Origin of the sequence: Megasphaera massiliensis, from assembly GCF_000455225.1 — a bacterium.
GTDB classification, from domain to species: Bacteria; Bacillota; Negativicutes; order Veillonellales; family Megasphaeraceae; genus Megasphaera; species Megasphaera massiliensis.
Genome location: NZ_HF954537.1, coordinates 884,835 through 897,616 on the forward strand (window position 1 = coordinate 884,835; position 12,782 = coordinate 897,616).

At 52.4% G+C, this 12,782-nt stretch carries 13 protein-coding genes; 2 read left to right on the forward strand and 11 right to left on the reverse strand.

Going from position 1 to position 12,782, the window contains the following annotated elements; genetic code table 11:
• From TX77_RS07515 to TX77_RS07555, 9 genes are all read right to left on the reverse strand, one after another.
• A partial coding sequence (locus TX77_RS07515) for a serine hydrolase domain-containing protein (RefSeq protein ID WP_044504865.1) occupies window positions 1-500 on the reverse strand: 500 nt, incomplete at its 3' end.
• A gap of 120 nt (window positions 501-620) precedes the next feature.
• Window positions 621-1,406 (reverse strand): hypothetical protein, encoded by a 786-nt coding sequence (locus TX77_RS07520; protein ID WP_044504147.1) that lies wholly within the window; start codon window positions 1,404-1,406, stop codon window positions 621-623.
• Window positions 1,407-1,507: 101 nt separating this feature from the next.
• Window positions 1,508-2,701: a tetratricopeptide repeat protein gene (locus TX77_RS07525; RefSeq protein WP_044504151.1), complete on the reverse strand. Its 1,194-nt coding sequence runs from the start codon at window positions 2,699-2,701 to the stop codon at window positions 1,508-1,510.
• 190 nt (window positions 2,702-2,891) lie between these two features.
• Window positions 2,892-3,746 carry a pirin family protein gene (locus TX77_RS07530; RefSeq protein WP_044504152.1) on the reverse strand — a complete coding sequence of 285 codons (855 nt, stop codon included), beginning with the start codon at window positions 3,744-3,746 and terminating at the stop codon, window positions 2,892-2,894.
• A gap of 211 nt (window positions 3,747-3,957) precedes the next feature.
• Window positions 3,958-4,266: a YbaK/EbsC family protein gene (locus TX77_RS07535; RefSeq protein ID WP_268257940.1), complete on the reverse strand. Its 309-nt coding sequence runs from the start codon at window positions 4,264-4,266 to the stop codon at window positions 3,958-3,960.
• A 126-nt stretch (window positions 4,267-4,392) separates the two neighbouring features.
• A complete protein-coding gene (locus tag TX77_RS07540) occupies window positions 4,393-5,136 on the reverse strand; it encodes an SDR family oxidoreductase (RefSeq protein ID WP_044504153.1) in 744 nt (247 codons plus the stop codon).
• 18 nt (window positions 5,137-5,154) lie between these two features.
• On the reverse strand, window positions 5,155-5,583 hold the full coding sequence (locus TX77_RS07545) for a hypothetical protein (protein WP_049917327.1): 429 nt from the start codon (window positions 5,581-5,583) through the stop codon (window positions 5,155-5,157).
• Between the two features lie 2 nt (window positions 5,584-5,585).
• The gene (locus TX77_RS07550) at window positions 5,586-5,954 is read right to left on the reverse strand and encodes a cyclophilin-like fold protein (RefSeq protein WP_044504154.1); all 369 of its coding nucleotides are present in this window, start codon (window positions 5,952-5,954) and stop codon (window positions 5,586-5,588) included.
• A 1-nt stretch (window position 5,955) separates the two neighbouring features.
• Window positions 5,956-6,441 (reverse strand): flavodoxin, encoded by a 486-nt coding sequence (locus TX77_RS07555; protein WP_044504155.1) that lies wholly within the window; start codon window positions 6,439-6,441, stop codon window positions 5,956-5,958.
• Between the two features lie 102 nt (window positions 6,442-6,543).
• Between TX77_RS07555 and TX77_RS13260 the strand changes: the two genes are divergently transcribed.
• Both TX77_RS13260 and TX77_RS07565 read left to right on the forward strand, forming a co-directional pair.
• Window positions 6,544-7,479 (forward strand): LysR family transcriptional regulator, encoded by a 936-nt coding sequence (locus TX77_RS13260; protein WP_044504156.1) that lies wholly within the window; start codon window positions 6,544-6,546, stop codon window positions 7,477-7,479.
• Between the two features lie 74 nt (window positions 7,480-7,553).
• On the forward strand, window positions 7,554-10,031 hold the full coding sequence (locus tag TX77_RS07565; protein ID WP_154651878.1) for an excinuclease ABC subunit UvrA: 2,478 nt from the start codon (window positions 7,554-7,556) through the stop codon (window positions 10,029-10,031).
• 145 nt (window positions 10,032-10,176) lie between these two features.
• Here the strand turns inward: TX77_RS07565 and TX77_RS07570 are convergent, their stop codons facing one another.
• Both TX77_RS07570 and feoB read right to left on the reverse strand, forming a co-directional pair.
• The gene (locus TX77_RS07570; RefSeq protein WP_044504158.1) at window positions 10,177-10,362 is read right to left on the reverse strand and encodes a FeoB-associated Cys-rich membrane protein; all 186 of its coding nucleotides are present in this window, start codon (window positions 10,360-10,362) and stop codon (window positions 10,177-10,179) included.
• A gap of 33 nt (window positions 10,363-10,395) precedes the next feature.
• Complete coding sequence (gene feoB, locus TX77_RS07575) at window positions 10,396-12,780, reverse strand: ferrous iron transport protein B (RefSeq protein WP_044504159.1); 2,385 nt, start codon at window positions 12,778-12,780, stop codon at window positions 10,396-10,398.
• Window positions 12,781-12,782 lie beyond the last annotated feature (2 nt).

Here is a 12,782-nt window from a genome sequence, read left to right on the forward strand (position 1 = left end):
CCGTAATTTAAGTTGCAGTAGGTAAAATACTGTCCCGGCATTTCTCCCGTTGGAGCAAAGTGCTGTCCCTTTTCCCAATAGGGGCTGTCAGGCTGAAAAAAGGCCTCTGCGGAAACGAATGGCGGGATGCTGTAGACCTTTCCGTCGCGCAGCCCCGACGTATGCGAGGCCAGCATGCGTACGGTCACCGGGATGTCGTCATAGGCCGGGTGGCGCAGGCGAAAGCCAAGATAGTCGCTGACGTCGTCATCAAGAGACAATACGCCCGCTTCGACTAACTGCATGAGGGTAAAAATAGTGAACATCTTCGATACCGAGGCTATGCGAAAACGGCTGTCCATCGTCATCGGCAACGGTTTCGGCCAGAATCTTCGGATACCGCCGGCAAAGCGGTATACCTCGCGGCCCTCATGATAGGCGACGAGGACCAGTCCCGGAACTTGAAGCAATTCATCGCCAATCAAAGATGAAAAATAGAGGTCCCAATCTGGTATCATCATATGCTCTCTCCTGGTAAAAAAGCCTTATAAAGGCAGGATTATCATCAAAAAAAGACTGCCCTTGCAGACAGTCTTCCCTCCGACCGCATCAAGAGTTCCTTCCCCTCTGAAAGGAAACGCTTATCCGCGGTAGTTTTCCGGATAAATGGTGATATCGAAGTGATTCTTATCCCATTCGTGTGTAATTTGATGCTTGTACGGGGCTAAGGCCGCAAGAAGGACTTCATAAGCCTTACTGCCCTGGTAGATGCCGTCATCGGAGATATCGACTTTATAGCCATTTTCATGGGAATAGAGTCCGCTGGCATGGTACCCGCCTTCAGCGCCGCCGGTGATGATGAAGGAAATGCCGGCCAGACGGGCTTCCATGTTCAACCGATCCAAAAAGGCAATGGTCGAGCTCTGGAAATGAACCGTATCCGTCGTGTGATTGCTGTCCCACGGCGTATCCATTCCTTCGGTACTGCTCCACTTGCGAAGGTTGCTCTTGCCAAAATCACGGCGATAGGCGTAGGCATTGGCAATGGCCGCATCATACGAATCGTGCTGGTACTGGTACTCATACTGATCTTCATACTTTTGGCGGTTCCAAGGCGTAACGACCGTCGCTTCATGAGTCGATTCAGCATAATGGTATTTTTCTTCGCCTGTCGTGACTGCGGAAGGAGCGCTCTCTTGATTGTTCAAAATAGCATGGACCCGGTCTTTCAACGAACCTTCATGGTGCGCCGCAGTCTTCGCCGGAATATATTGTTTCTGCGTCTGCCCTTCGTGCTGAGCCTGTTCCGTCGCGCTTACCGCTGCCGATACCGTTTTCTCCGTTCTGACCTGTACCTCTGCTGCCGACGCCGTAGCCGCGCCCACGAGGCAGCATATGGACAAGGCCGCTATAACAGCCTTCTTCATCAAATTCCCCCTTCAATACGATGATGTGTATATTATAGGCAGTTTCACTCAAGAATAACGCCTACAATTATAGCACATCTTGTGGGAATTTGAAAAGTAAATTATTGTGATAACAATTCGCGCTGAGTCAATTCCTGAATCGAGGCCTCATCCTGGTCGGCTTTTTGATTGTCTCCCAGCTTCCGGAAAGCCTGGCTGCGCGTTTTATAGCCATCCTCATAAGGCGCGATAGAAATGGCCTTGGTCAAATATTCAACGGCCTTCTTGTAGTCGCCCTGATCGAAGGCCAGCTGCCCCATACTGTCGTAGACGGCATGGTAGTCAGAATCAGTTTCGGCCAGACGCAGGGCATTGGCATAGTCTTTGCGGGCCTTGTTGAACTGCTTGAGATAGCGGTAGCATTCACCGCGGTTGTTATAGTCCATGGCCGATTCCTTTATGGACAAGGCCTTGGTTAAATCGGCAATCCCCTTTTCCGGCTGATCTAATTTAGCATAGACTAAGCCCCGTACCGAGTAAACTTCCCGATTTCCCGGCTCCTGTTCAACCGCTTTGTGCAGCAAGTTCAAAGCCGTTTCATTCAAATCGCTCTGTTCAGCCATGACACCGGCTAAGAAATAATGGCCTTGGTACATGAGCTCATACATGGTTCCAATATCCATGCGCCGCTTCACCAGCTGCTTCTTCCCTTGCTTCTGATAAATCAGGCTTTCAAGGAAATAATTTTTAGAAAAATAGGGCATCAATTTTTCGCCTTGGCGAATATCTTCCAAGGCCTGATCATAGGCCTCCATCTTGGTATAGGCTCGGGCCCGGTTAAAATAGCCCAGTACCTGATAGAATTCGCCCGGTTTCGCCAAGGTCAAGGCCTGCGTATAATCCTTGACAGCCAATTTATAATCCTGTCGCTGTTCATAGACCGAGCCGCGGTTGAGGTACAACGACGGCTTCTCTGGAGACAGAGAAATCGCCCTTTCACTGTCGGCCAAGGCTTCGTCCGAGCTGCCCATCATCAAATAAATGAGGCCGCGACGTGCATAAAGATCGGCATTGTCAGTGTCGGCTTCAATCTGCCGGTTCACGATGTCTAAGGCTTGTTCATAATTTTTATTCTGAACCGCTTGAGACAGTCCACTATCATGACTGTCTTCCGGCAAGGCCGGCTTCACTTCCGTTTTTGTTTCAGCTTTGGTCATCAACTCGCTGCCGGAAGCGTCCTCTGCTAAAGCAAAATTAGGCAACACCAGCAAACAAGATGCCATCCCGGCCAGCACACATCGTTTCAATCCGTTCATAATTAAGCCCCCTTAGTGGTGGTTACGTAAATACTTACTATATATATTTCGACATATTTACCAAAAATCCTTCAAAAACTTGGCTAAACACTAAATTCACAATTATTTCTTTTCGAAAAAGCGCAAAAAAATCCCTTCCAGTGGGGATATCCGCAGCCGGAAGGGATAAGAATACAGATTTTTTTAAGGCTCAGCCCTGATGAGGGTCAAAGTCAAGTTTTTCTTTTATGAAGGTATTATTTTGCAGTTCTTCAAAGGCCTGCTGTAATTCCTGTTTAGTATTCATGACGATGGGGCCGCCCCAAACGACGGGTTCATGAAGGGCTCGTGACTGCATGACCAATATCTGTGAGCCTCCTTCAGCCCCTTTCAGGGTCAGGCTTTCACCGTCTGAAAGTTTAACCGCCGTCTTAGCTTCTACGGACTCACCGGCAATGACGGCATCACCTAAGAGGGTAAAGGCCATAACCGAGTCGTCGGCCTTGGTGTCGAGGACGAATTCAGCACCGGCTTCCAAATGGATGTCGTAGTAATTGAGAGGCAGATGGTCGCCTTGATGGGCCTTGCGGCCCTTGTATTCTCCGGCCAGCAGACGGATAAAGCCTCCTTCGATCTGGATGTCTTCTATTTCATCATTGCCGATATGGCGGTACGTCGGCCGGCTCATCTTTTCTTTCTGCGGCAGGTTGAGCCAGAGCTGGACGCCTAAAATCCGCGGTGACGCCGGAACCTGTTCTTCGTGAAGGATACCGGAGCCCGAGTTCATCCACTGGACTTCACCGTCGGAAATACTGTCTTCATTCCCCAACGTATCCTTGTGGACCATCTTCCCCTTGTAGAGGTAGGTCACCGTTTCGATTCCCCGGTGAGGATGCATGGGAAATCCCGCCGTATAGTCATCGGGATTGGTACTGTCAAAAGAATCGAGCATGAGGATCGGGTCAAAAGCTTCTACCGTAGCGTTTCCCAAGACGCGGGTCAGGTGGACCCCTGCCCCATCGATGGCTTTAGATCCCTTCACGAGCTTTACAATTATCCGTTCCATACGTTTCCTCCATTTCTACTCATGATTTCACCAATCGGTGATAACACAGACATCTGCCCCAAAGGCCGACCCTTTGCCATCACGCAACAAGGCGTCATAAGAGACAGACAAGTTAATTACACAAAAAGTATTATTTCACGTCCATGATACCCTTTTTCTGCTTTCCGGTAAAGAGGTCATTTTTTCGATTGTGTCTAGAGATTCTTATCGATCAAACGTCGACAAACTCCGCCTCATTCCCGTGTGCTGCAATGAGGGAGAGCAAGTCGTCAGCCGAAAGCCATACCGTCGCCGTATTGTCATTGGGATGAACGCCTATGAGGTGACCCTGAAAGTCGGCATCGACATAGAGATGGACCTGTCTTGCCTCATCGTTGAGGAGACCTAAGGGCGTCACGGCACCGGGAGTCAGATGTAAGATAGCCATCAAGTCATGCGGCGAGGCAAAAGAAAGGTTCCTCAGGCCTTGGGCTTTGCGAAAGGCCTTCAAATCGATCCGCTTGTCGCCCTTGGCAGAAATTTAGTATACCATGGTTTGGGCCATTGTTTGAATGCTAAAAAAAAAGAGTGCCGCCCTCCTAAAAAGAAGGATCAGCACTCTTTCTCCTGCCCTTACGATTATAAAAAATCTCAGAAAGCGTACTCGTCAAGCCTGGCTCGTCGGATAGATGGTCATTTCACTGATGTCGACGTCTTCCGGCTGTTCGATAGCAAACCGGACGCAGGAAGCGACGGCGTCAGGAGAAATGCTGTGGACTTGGTAAAAACTCTTCATCCGCTCTGCTGTCGCCGGTTCTCCGATATGTTGCACAAGCTCCGTATCAATGGCCGCAGGAAACAGGGTCGTCGTGCGAATACGGGTACCCTCCTGGGCCGACTCCATGCGGACGACTTCCATGGCGTTGCGGACGGCAAATTTCGTAGCCCCGTAGACGCCGGAACCGACGTAGTTCTTGAGACCGGCTACGGATGAGGTAGTGATAATATGGCCCCTCTTTTGAGCCTTAAAAATAGGCAGTACCGCAGCGATACCGTGGAGGACGCCTTTGAGGTTGACGTCAATCATGGCATTCCATTCATCGAGGCGGACGTCACTCATAGGCGAATTGGGCATGATGCCGGCATTATTGAATAAGACATCGACCCGGCCGAATTCATCCATTGCGGCCTGTACCAGCCCTTGGACTTGGTCAAATTGAGTCACATCGACCTGATAATACGCGGCTTTCCCGCCTAAATGCTCGATATCGCGGACAAGGGCTTCGAGCCGCTGCGTGCGCCGGGCGCCAAGCATGACCTTGGCCCCTTGTTTGGCCAGCATTATGGCTGTCGCTGCGCCGATGCCTGAAGATGCACCGGTAATGACGATGACTTTATCACGAATAGACATAGTAATTCTCCTTTCTCCTTACGAATCTTCTTTCGTCAGCCTGTGATGGTAGCGGACGACGTTCATTTCTTTCAAATTATCAGGATTGATTTCAATCGTTTCTCCGTAGGGTTCGAGGTAAATACTGTGGTCGCCGCTGATGGACCAGGTGCCGGAATAGATGTTGTCTACATTATGCTGGTTTTCCGTCCACGTGTGATCGGCATTAAAAGTAATCTTTTGGTTGATGTCGGTGTCTATATGATTGATCCATACGCCGACGATATCCTTATCTTCAATGGCCCGTTTTTGGCTGGCCGATGAACTTTCATCGACAGTGGAAGCCTGAGCGGCACTGGTATTTTGCTGCGGCTGAGATGCATTTTGTGCCGCTTCCCCGCAGCCGGCCACGAAGGCTGAAATCAGACCTATCATCAACAGGGCCGTGATTTTCTTCGACAATTTCATGATTATCCCTCCTTTAGGACTTCAAATAAAACATCGGCTTCCCCCATACCGGCAAAGAAACGGATATCGCCGTCGACGTGGCCGATGGGAACCTGTTCAAAAACTTCGCCGTTCTGACTGTATAAGATAACCAGACTCCCGAGAGGCGGCCAGAAAGAAATGTCGCCTACGGCGTAATCCTTATTCTGCGACGCTTTTACAGGCAGGCTGCCGCCACCGAAGCGGTGGCACATTTCCCTTCCGTAGAGGTTGGACATCTTAATGGTAAAGGGCATCTTTTTCAACAAAGCCCTGGCTGTGGCATTGTCCTTCCAATGGGCCCAAAGGATTTTTTCGTGATTAATCGTTACTTTTACTTTCGTATCGTTCATCTTATAGATTCACTCCTAACTTCTCAATCCAGCTGCGGATTTTTTTCTGGCAATGGTTTACTTCATAACTTCCGATACAGAGCCCTCGTCCCAGTGTCGAATCCGGCAGATAGCGCTTCATATCGGCTATCGTATCGTGTAAGTCGCTGCCGCCGGAGGTCGCAAAGGGAATGACCGTCTTCCCGGAAAAATCATAGGCTTCATAAAAAGACCGGACGACCATGGGCTCGCGGTACCACCAGATGGGATGGCCGATGAACACCACATCGTAGTCGTCCATGGCGGCTACCTGAGTTTTCAAAGGCGGGCGGATATCGTCATTTACTTCCTGATGAGCCTGACGCGAACAGGGATCGTGGTCTCGGGGATAGAAACGGTCAGTTTCTATTTCAAACAAGTCGCCGCCGGTCTGCCGGGCAATTTCCCGGGCCACGGCGCGAGTATTTCCGCTATGGGAAAAATAGGCAATTAAAATCGTATGCTTCATCGTTGTCCCTCCTTCTGACAAGGTTATTATGCCACGCCTTGCCTTGACTGAGAATCGTCAATAAGTTACCATAGCATTAACCAAAAGTTTATGGAGGCTATGATGGATATTCAAAACCTGCAAACTTTCCTGGCTGTCGCCAAGCTGGGAAGCTTTACCAAGGCGGCCGAACAGAACTTCATTTCCCCAACAGCCGTCATGAAGCAAATCAATAAACTCGAAAGTGAACTGGACTGCACCCTCTTAGAGCGATCGTCAGCCGGCATCCGCCTGAAGCCGGAAGGCGAGGTTTTCCTCACCTATGCCCAGCAGCTGATTGAGCTCTCCCACGAGGCCTATTTGGCCTGCCATAAGGCGACGAACCAAGTTTTCACCCTACGCCTGGGAACGTCCCTCCTCCATCCCAGCCGCCCCTTTTTATCGATTTGGAACCGCATCAAGGACAAGCTGCCCCAATACAGCCTGACCATCGTCCAGCTCCCAAGCGACCTCGTCACCCAAAACCGGGAATACGAAGCCCTGGGAAAGACCTGCGACATCCTCATCGGCACCTTTGACCAGGCGACGACGCACACCTTGGTCGACGCCGTTCCCTTAGGCTCCTATCGCTTCAGTATCGCCGTCCGGTCGGACAATCCCTTAGCCGAAAAAGACCTGTTAGCCATCAAAGACTTGGAAAATCAGCACCTGCTCATGGTCCCGAAGGGCATCAGCCATAAAAATGATCTGCTCCGAGCTCAGATGGAGAAAGAGTTAGCCCATTGCCAAATTCTCGAAACACCGGGCCGTTACAGTCTCGATACCTTCAATGCCGCCATCGATAAAAATGCTGCCCTCATCAACCTGACGCCGTGGGAAGACATCCATCCGGGCCTGGTCAGCATCCCCTTGGCGACGGATATCACCGTCGACTACGGCATCTTAGCCGCCAAAGATGCACCGTCTCGGGTCAAAGAATTTCTATCGACCATCCGCTACCAGCTCCTCACGCAAATGGGCGAATACGGTCCGGTTACACCTGTCGAAGAAAATCCCTGACAGCCGACTAAAACACGAACTCCACCGTCTCTTGCAAGAACGTTTCCATTTTTCCATTACCGGGAGTGAAAATCATGATTGATAAAATGCTCATTCGCGGCGCCAAGGTCCATAACCTGAAAAACATCGACGTCGATATCCCCCTTCATAAAATCGTCGGCATTGCCGGCGTCTCAGGCTCGGGCAAATCGTCCCTGGCTCTCGGCGTCCTCTACGCCGAAGGCTCCCGCCGCTACCTGGAATCCCTGTCGACCTATACCCGCCGCCGCATGACCCAGGCGTCGCAGGCCGCCGTCGACGAAGTCCTCTATGTGCCGGCAGCCCTGGCCCTCCACCAACGGCCCGGCGTTCCGGGCATTCGCAGCACCTTCGGTACGGGCACAGAACTCTTAAACAGCCTGCGCCTCATCTATTCCCGCCTGGCCAGCCACCGCTGCCCGAACGGGCACTACGTCCGGCCCTCTTTAAACGTGGCCGCCGAAAAAGCCCTCGTCTGTCCGGAATGCGGCGTCCATTTCATGGCCCCGTCAGCAGAAGAACTGGCCTTCAACTCCCAAGGCGCCTGCCCCGACTGCAGCGGCACGGGAACGGTCCGCACCGTCGATATGGCAACCCTCGTCCCCGACGAATCCATCAGTATCGACGACGGCGCCGTCGCCCCTTGGAACAGCCTCATGTGGTCCCTCATGACTGACGTCTGCCGAGCCATGGGAGTTCGCACGAACGTGCCCTTTCGCGATTTGACGGCCGAAGAAAAAGACATCGTCTACCACGGACCGGCCGTGAAGAAACACATTTTCTATAAGTCTAAAAACTCCAACGAAGCGGGCGAACTCGACTTCACCTACTATAACGCCGTCTACACTGTAGAAAACGCCTTGTCTAAGGTCAAGGACGAAAAGGGCATGAAGCGCGTCGAAAAATTCTTGAAAGAAGAAGTCTGCCCGACCTGCCACGGGACCCGCCTGTCAGAAGCTGCTCGAGCGCCTAAAGTACAAGGTATCTCCCTCGATACGGCCTGCACCATGACCCTCTCGGCTTTAACGGACTGGGTTCAAGCCGTTCCGGAATCTCTCCCAAAAGACATGATTCCCATGGCCAACAGCATCTGTGAGGCCTTCCAAAATACGGCCAAGCGCCTCCTCGACTTGGGTCTCGGTTACCTCACCCTCGACCGCTCGGCGGGAACCCTCTCGACGGGAGAACGGCAGCGGATGCAGCTGGCCCGGTCGGTCCGCAACCGGACGACGGGCGTCCTCTACGTCCTCGATGAACCGTCTATCGGCCTTCACCCGTCGAACATCGTCGGCCTTACGGGCGTCATGAACGACCTCATCGCCGACGGCAACTCAGTCATCCTCGTCGACCACGACACGCAAATTTTAAAAGAAGCCGACTGGATCATCGAAATGGGGCCGAAAGCCGGCATCCACGGCGGTCACGTCTTGGCCCAAGGAACGATAGAATCCATCGAAAAAAATCCCGTCTCGCAGATTGGACCTTTCCTGTCAGGCAAGGCCGAGACCAAGGTCCGCGGCGACGTCCCGCCGGATGAGCTCTTCGCCAAGAGTGAGATTCGCCTTTCTACTTCGGCCATTCACACGGTCAAGCCCCTGGACATCACCATCCCCAAGGGACGGCTGACCGTCGTCACCGGCGTATCCGGTTCAGGCAAGACGACGATGGTCCTCGAAAGTCTCATTCCCGCCATCGAAGCCGTCATAGCGAATCGTCCCCTGCCGGCTCACATTAACAGCGTCGACACCGGCGGCATCGAACAGGTAAAACTCATTGACGCCACGCCTATCGGCATCAACGTCCGCTCTACCGTTGCGACCTATGCCGGCGTTCATGACGAACTGCGAAAGCTCTTCGGAAAGTCACCTGATGCAAAAGATAAAGGCTATAAGGCCCGAAACTTCTCGTACAACACGGGCTCCCTGCGCTGCCCCGACTGCGACGGCACAGGTACCATCATCCTCGACGTCCAGTTTCTCCCGGATGTGCACATCCCCTGCCCGACCTGTCACGGCTCGCGCTACGCCCCGGCCGCATCGGGCGTCAAATTGACCAACCAAGAAGGAATATCCCGGACGCTGCCGGAAATCATGGCCATGGATGTCGACGATGCCGTCACCTTCTGCGCCGAATGGAAGGGCGTCTCTCAAAGACTCACAACCCTCAGCCGCCTCGGTCTGGGCTACCTGACTCTCGGTGAAGAAACGCCGGGCCTTTCCGGCGGCGAAGCCCAGCGCCTGAAACTGGCCAGTGAAATGGGGCGAACCCAGACGGCATCCCTCTTCGTCTTCGATGAACCGAGCATCGGCCTCCATCCCCTGGACGTCCAAGTCCTCCTTCGCGTCTTCCAAGCCCTCCTCGATAAAGGGGCAACGGTCGTCGTCATCGAACACGATCTCGACGTCATAAAGAACGCCGACTATATCATCGACATGGGCCCCGGCGGCGGCGAAGACGGCGGCCGCATCACGGCCACGGGCACGCCGGAAGCTATCAAACAGAACAAAGACAGCATCACCGGCCGCTATTTATAACACAAAAGGCCTCATCACTGACTTCTTTATCTTTCCAATAGAGAAATCGATGATGAGGCATCTTATTTTTTACAGCAAATTCCATACAAAAGAACCTCCATCGATCAAGTTGACCGATGGAGGTTCTTTTGCTGTTATCTGCTATTTATTTTTGGCAGCAAGGCGGGAGTTTAGATTTATCCCCCGTCTTTGACTGTCCGCTCGACGAGCAGCTGCCCGAGCAACCGCCGCAGCAGCCGGCTGTTCCGTTGAACAGGCCGCGGACATGACGGATGAAGTACGCTACGGCGATGATGACGACGATAGCGACAATAATCGTTGCAGGACTCATACCAGAACCCCCCTTTCTATGGGATAGAAGGTCTTATGCGCCGAGACCGGCCATAAGAGCTAACTGATAGGTAACGTAAGCCAGGACATAGGCCAAGACGAGGCACATGGCATCGCTGGCGAGGAGCATCTTCCAGGAACCCGTTTCACGCTTGATGACAGCCATAGCAGCGACGCAAGGCATGTAGAGCAAGGTGAAGACCATCAGCGACAGGGCAACAGCCGGATTGAAGTTCGGGTCATCAGCCAGGAAGGTGATGAGGTTGGCTTCATGAGTATCGTCAGCCTGGACGCTGTAAATCGTAGCCAAGGTCGAAACCATGACTTCCTTAGCGGCCGTGCAGGCAACGATGGCGACGCCGATCTTCCAGTCATAACCGAGCGGTGCGATGACCGGTTCGATGAAGTGGCCTAAGCGAGCTGCATAGGACTGGGAAATCTTTTCAGCATTCTGCTGGCTGTCGAGTTCAGTCGTAGCATCGTCAGCAGCGACTTTGGCGTCGAATAAGGGCAGTGCCTGAGCATATACCGTCGGGTTCGAAGCTTCGAGATCGGCAAAAGCATCGGGATACTGCGGTTTTTCTTCGACAGCTTCCGCCTGCTGAACGCTTTCAACGTCTTCTTCTTCGCTGTCTTCTTCTTCAGCGGCAGCGTCGGCAGCGGCAATCATCGATTCATACATGCCGTTCAATTCACTGTTTTCTTCGATGGACGTCAGGCCATAGGTCTGGAGAATACCAGCCTGCTGCTGTTCCATCTGAGCCGTAACCTGGTCTTTAGCGGCATCGAAGTCCTGAGAATACTGGACATCCATCGGATATGCCGTGAGGAACCAAACGATGATCGAAGCGCCGAGGATGAAGGTACCGGCCTTTTTGAGGTACAGTACGCTTCGTTCCCACATGTGCATGAGGACGCCTTTGAGGGTCGGAATGTGGTACGGCGGCATTTCCATAACAAACGGTTCTTGTTCGCCTTTAAAGGTCGTATGACGAAGAACCAAGGCAACGGCAACAGCGACGATGATACCTAAAAGGTAGATGCCGAAGAGAACCGTACCGCCATAACCGGAAGCGCCGAAGAAGGCGCCGATGAGCAGGGTATAAACAGGAAGACGAGCGCCGCAGCTCATGAAGGGGCACGCCAGGATAGTGACCAGGCGGTCCTTTTCATTATCGAGTGTACGAGCGGCCATGATGCCCGGTACGTTACAGCCAAAGCCGAGAATCATAGGAATGAAAGACTTGCCGTGCAGGCCGAGAGCTCTCATCGCGCGGTCGATAAGGAAGGCAGCGCGGGCCATGTAGCCCGTGTCTTCGAGGAGACTGATAAAGAAATACAAGAGAACGATAAGCGGTACGAAACTGAGGACCGAACCGACACCGCCGATGACACCGTCGACGAGGAGCGAGCGCAGCTGTTCATCTTCAACGACCGTACTCAGCCAGTCACCGAGCATGCCGAAACCTTGGTCGAGCCAATCCTGAGGATAGGCGCCGAGGTCGATGACGACGGTAAACATGAGCCACATGAGGCCTAAGAAAATAGGAATCCCCAAAACGCGATGCGTCAGGACACGGTCGATTTTATCAGACAAGGTATCGCTCGTACCGACATTGATAATGGATTTATTAAATACGTCAGTCGCAAATTGATAGCGGCATTGAGCAAAATAAAAGTCTAAATCGAGGTTTTTAGCCAGGGAATCGCGGAGAGAAGCCGCCAGTTCCAAGATATGTTCCGTACCGTCAATAGCCTTGACCTTGGCCACGGCATCGGAGTCGTTTTCAAGGAGTTTAACGGCCAGCCAGCGGATCGGATAATTGATGACGCCAATCTTATCGATGGCATCGGTCAATTCAGCAATCGCCGGTTCGACGTCAGCACCATAATCGACTTCCGCATTGACCAAGTGTTTTGCTTCCATGCTGGAAATGGCGTCGAGCAATTCTTTCGTCCCTAAGTTTTTACTGCCGACTAAAGGAACGACGACGGCGCCGATCTGACGGCCTAACTTTTCGAGGTCGATTTTAATGCCCATTCGTTCGGCAATATCCATCATGTTCAAGGCGATGACCATCGGTCGTCCCAATTCGACGAGCTGAGCCGCCAAATACAAGTTACGTTCGAGATTCGATGCGTCGAGAACGTTGACGATGATATCCGGCTTTTCATTGATGATGACGTTACGGGCAACCACTTCATCGAGGGACCGCGCCGTCAAGCTATACGTACCCGGAAGGTCGACGAAGAGCAAATCCTTGCCGTTAAAGGTGCGATGGCCTTCCTTCTTTTCGACAGTAACGCCGGGATAGTTGCCGACGTGCTGCTTTGAACCTGTAATGTTATTAAAAATCGTCGTTTTCCCGCAGTTAGGATTGCCGGCAAGGGCAATCTTAATCTTTCCTGCATTTTCCATGA

Coding starts and splice junctions, on each gene's coding strand:
- TX77_RS07520 (WP_044504147.1), bottom strand. CDS start 1,406: ATGAAGAAGGCTGTTATAGCGGCCTTGTCCATATGCTGCCTCGTGGGC.
- TX77_RS07525 (WP_044504151.1), bottom strand. CDS start 2,701: ATGAACGGATTGAAACGATGTGTGCTGGCCGGGATGGCATCTTGTTTG.
- TX77_RS07530 (WP_044504152.1), bottom strand. CDS start 3,746: ATGGAACGGATAATTGTAAAGCTCGTGAAGGGATCTAAAGCCATCGAT.
- TX77_RS07540 (WP_044504153.1), bottom strand. CDS start 5,136: ATGTCTATTCGTGATAAAGTCATCGTCATTACCGGTGCATCTTCAGGC.
- TX77_RS07545 (WP_049917327.1), bottom strand. CDS start 5,583: ATGAAATTGTCGAAGAAAATCACGGCCCTGTTGATGATAGGTCTGATT.
- TX77_RS07550 (WP_044504154.1), bottom strand. CDS start 5,954: ATGAACGATACGAAAGTAAAAGTAACGATTAATCACGAAAAAATCCTT.
- TX77_RS07555 (WP_044504155.1), bottom strand. CDS start 6,441: ATGAAGCATACGATTTTAATTGCCTATTTTTCCCATAGCGGAAATACT.
- TX77_RS13260 (WP_044504156.1), top strand. CDS start 6,544: ATGGATATTCAAAACCTGCAAACTTTCCTGGCTGTCGCCAAGCTGGGA.
- TX77_RS07565 (WP_154651878.1), top strand. CDS start 7,554: ATGATTGATAAAATGCTCATTCGCGGCGCCAAGGTCCATAACCTGAAA.
- TX77_RS07570 (WP_044504158.1), bottom strand. CDS start 10,362: ATGAGTCCTGCAACGATTATTGTCGCTATCGTCGTCATCATCGCCGTA.
- feoB (WP_044504159.1), bottom strand. CDS start 12,780: ATGGAAAATGCAGGAAAGATTAAGATTGCCCTTGCCGGCAATCCTAAC.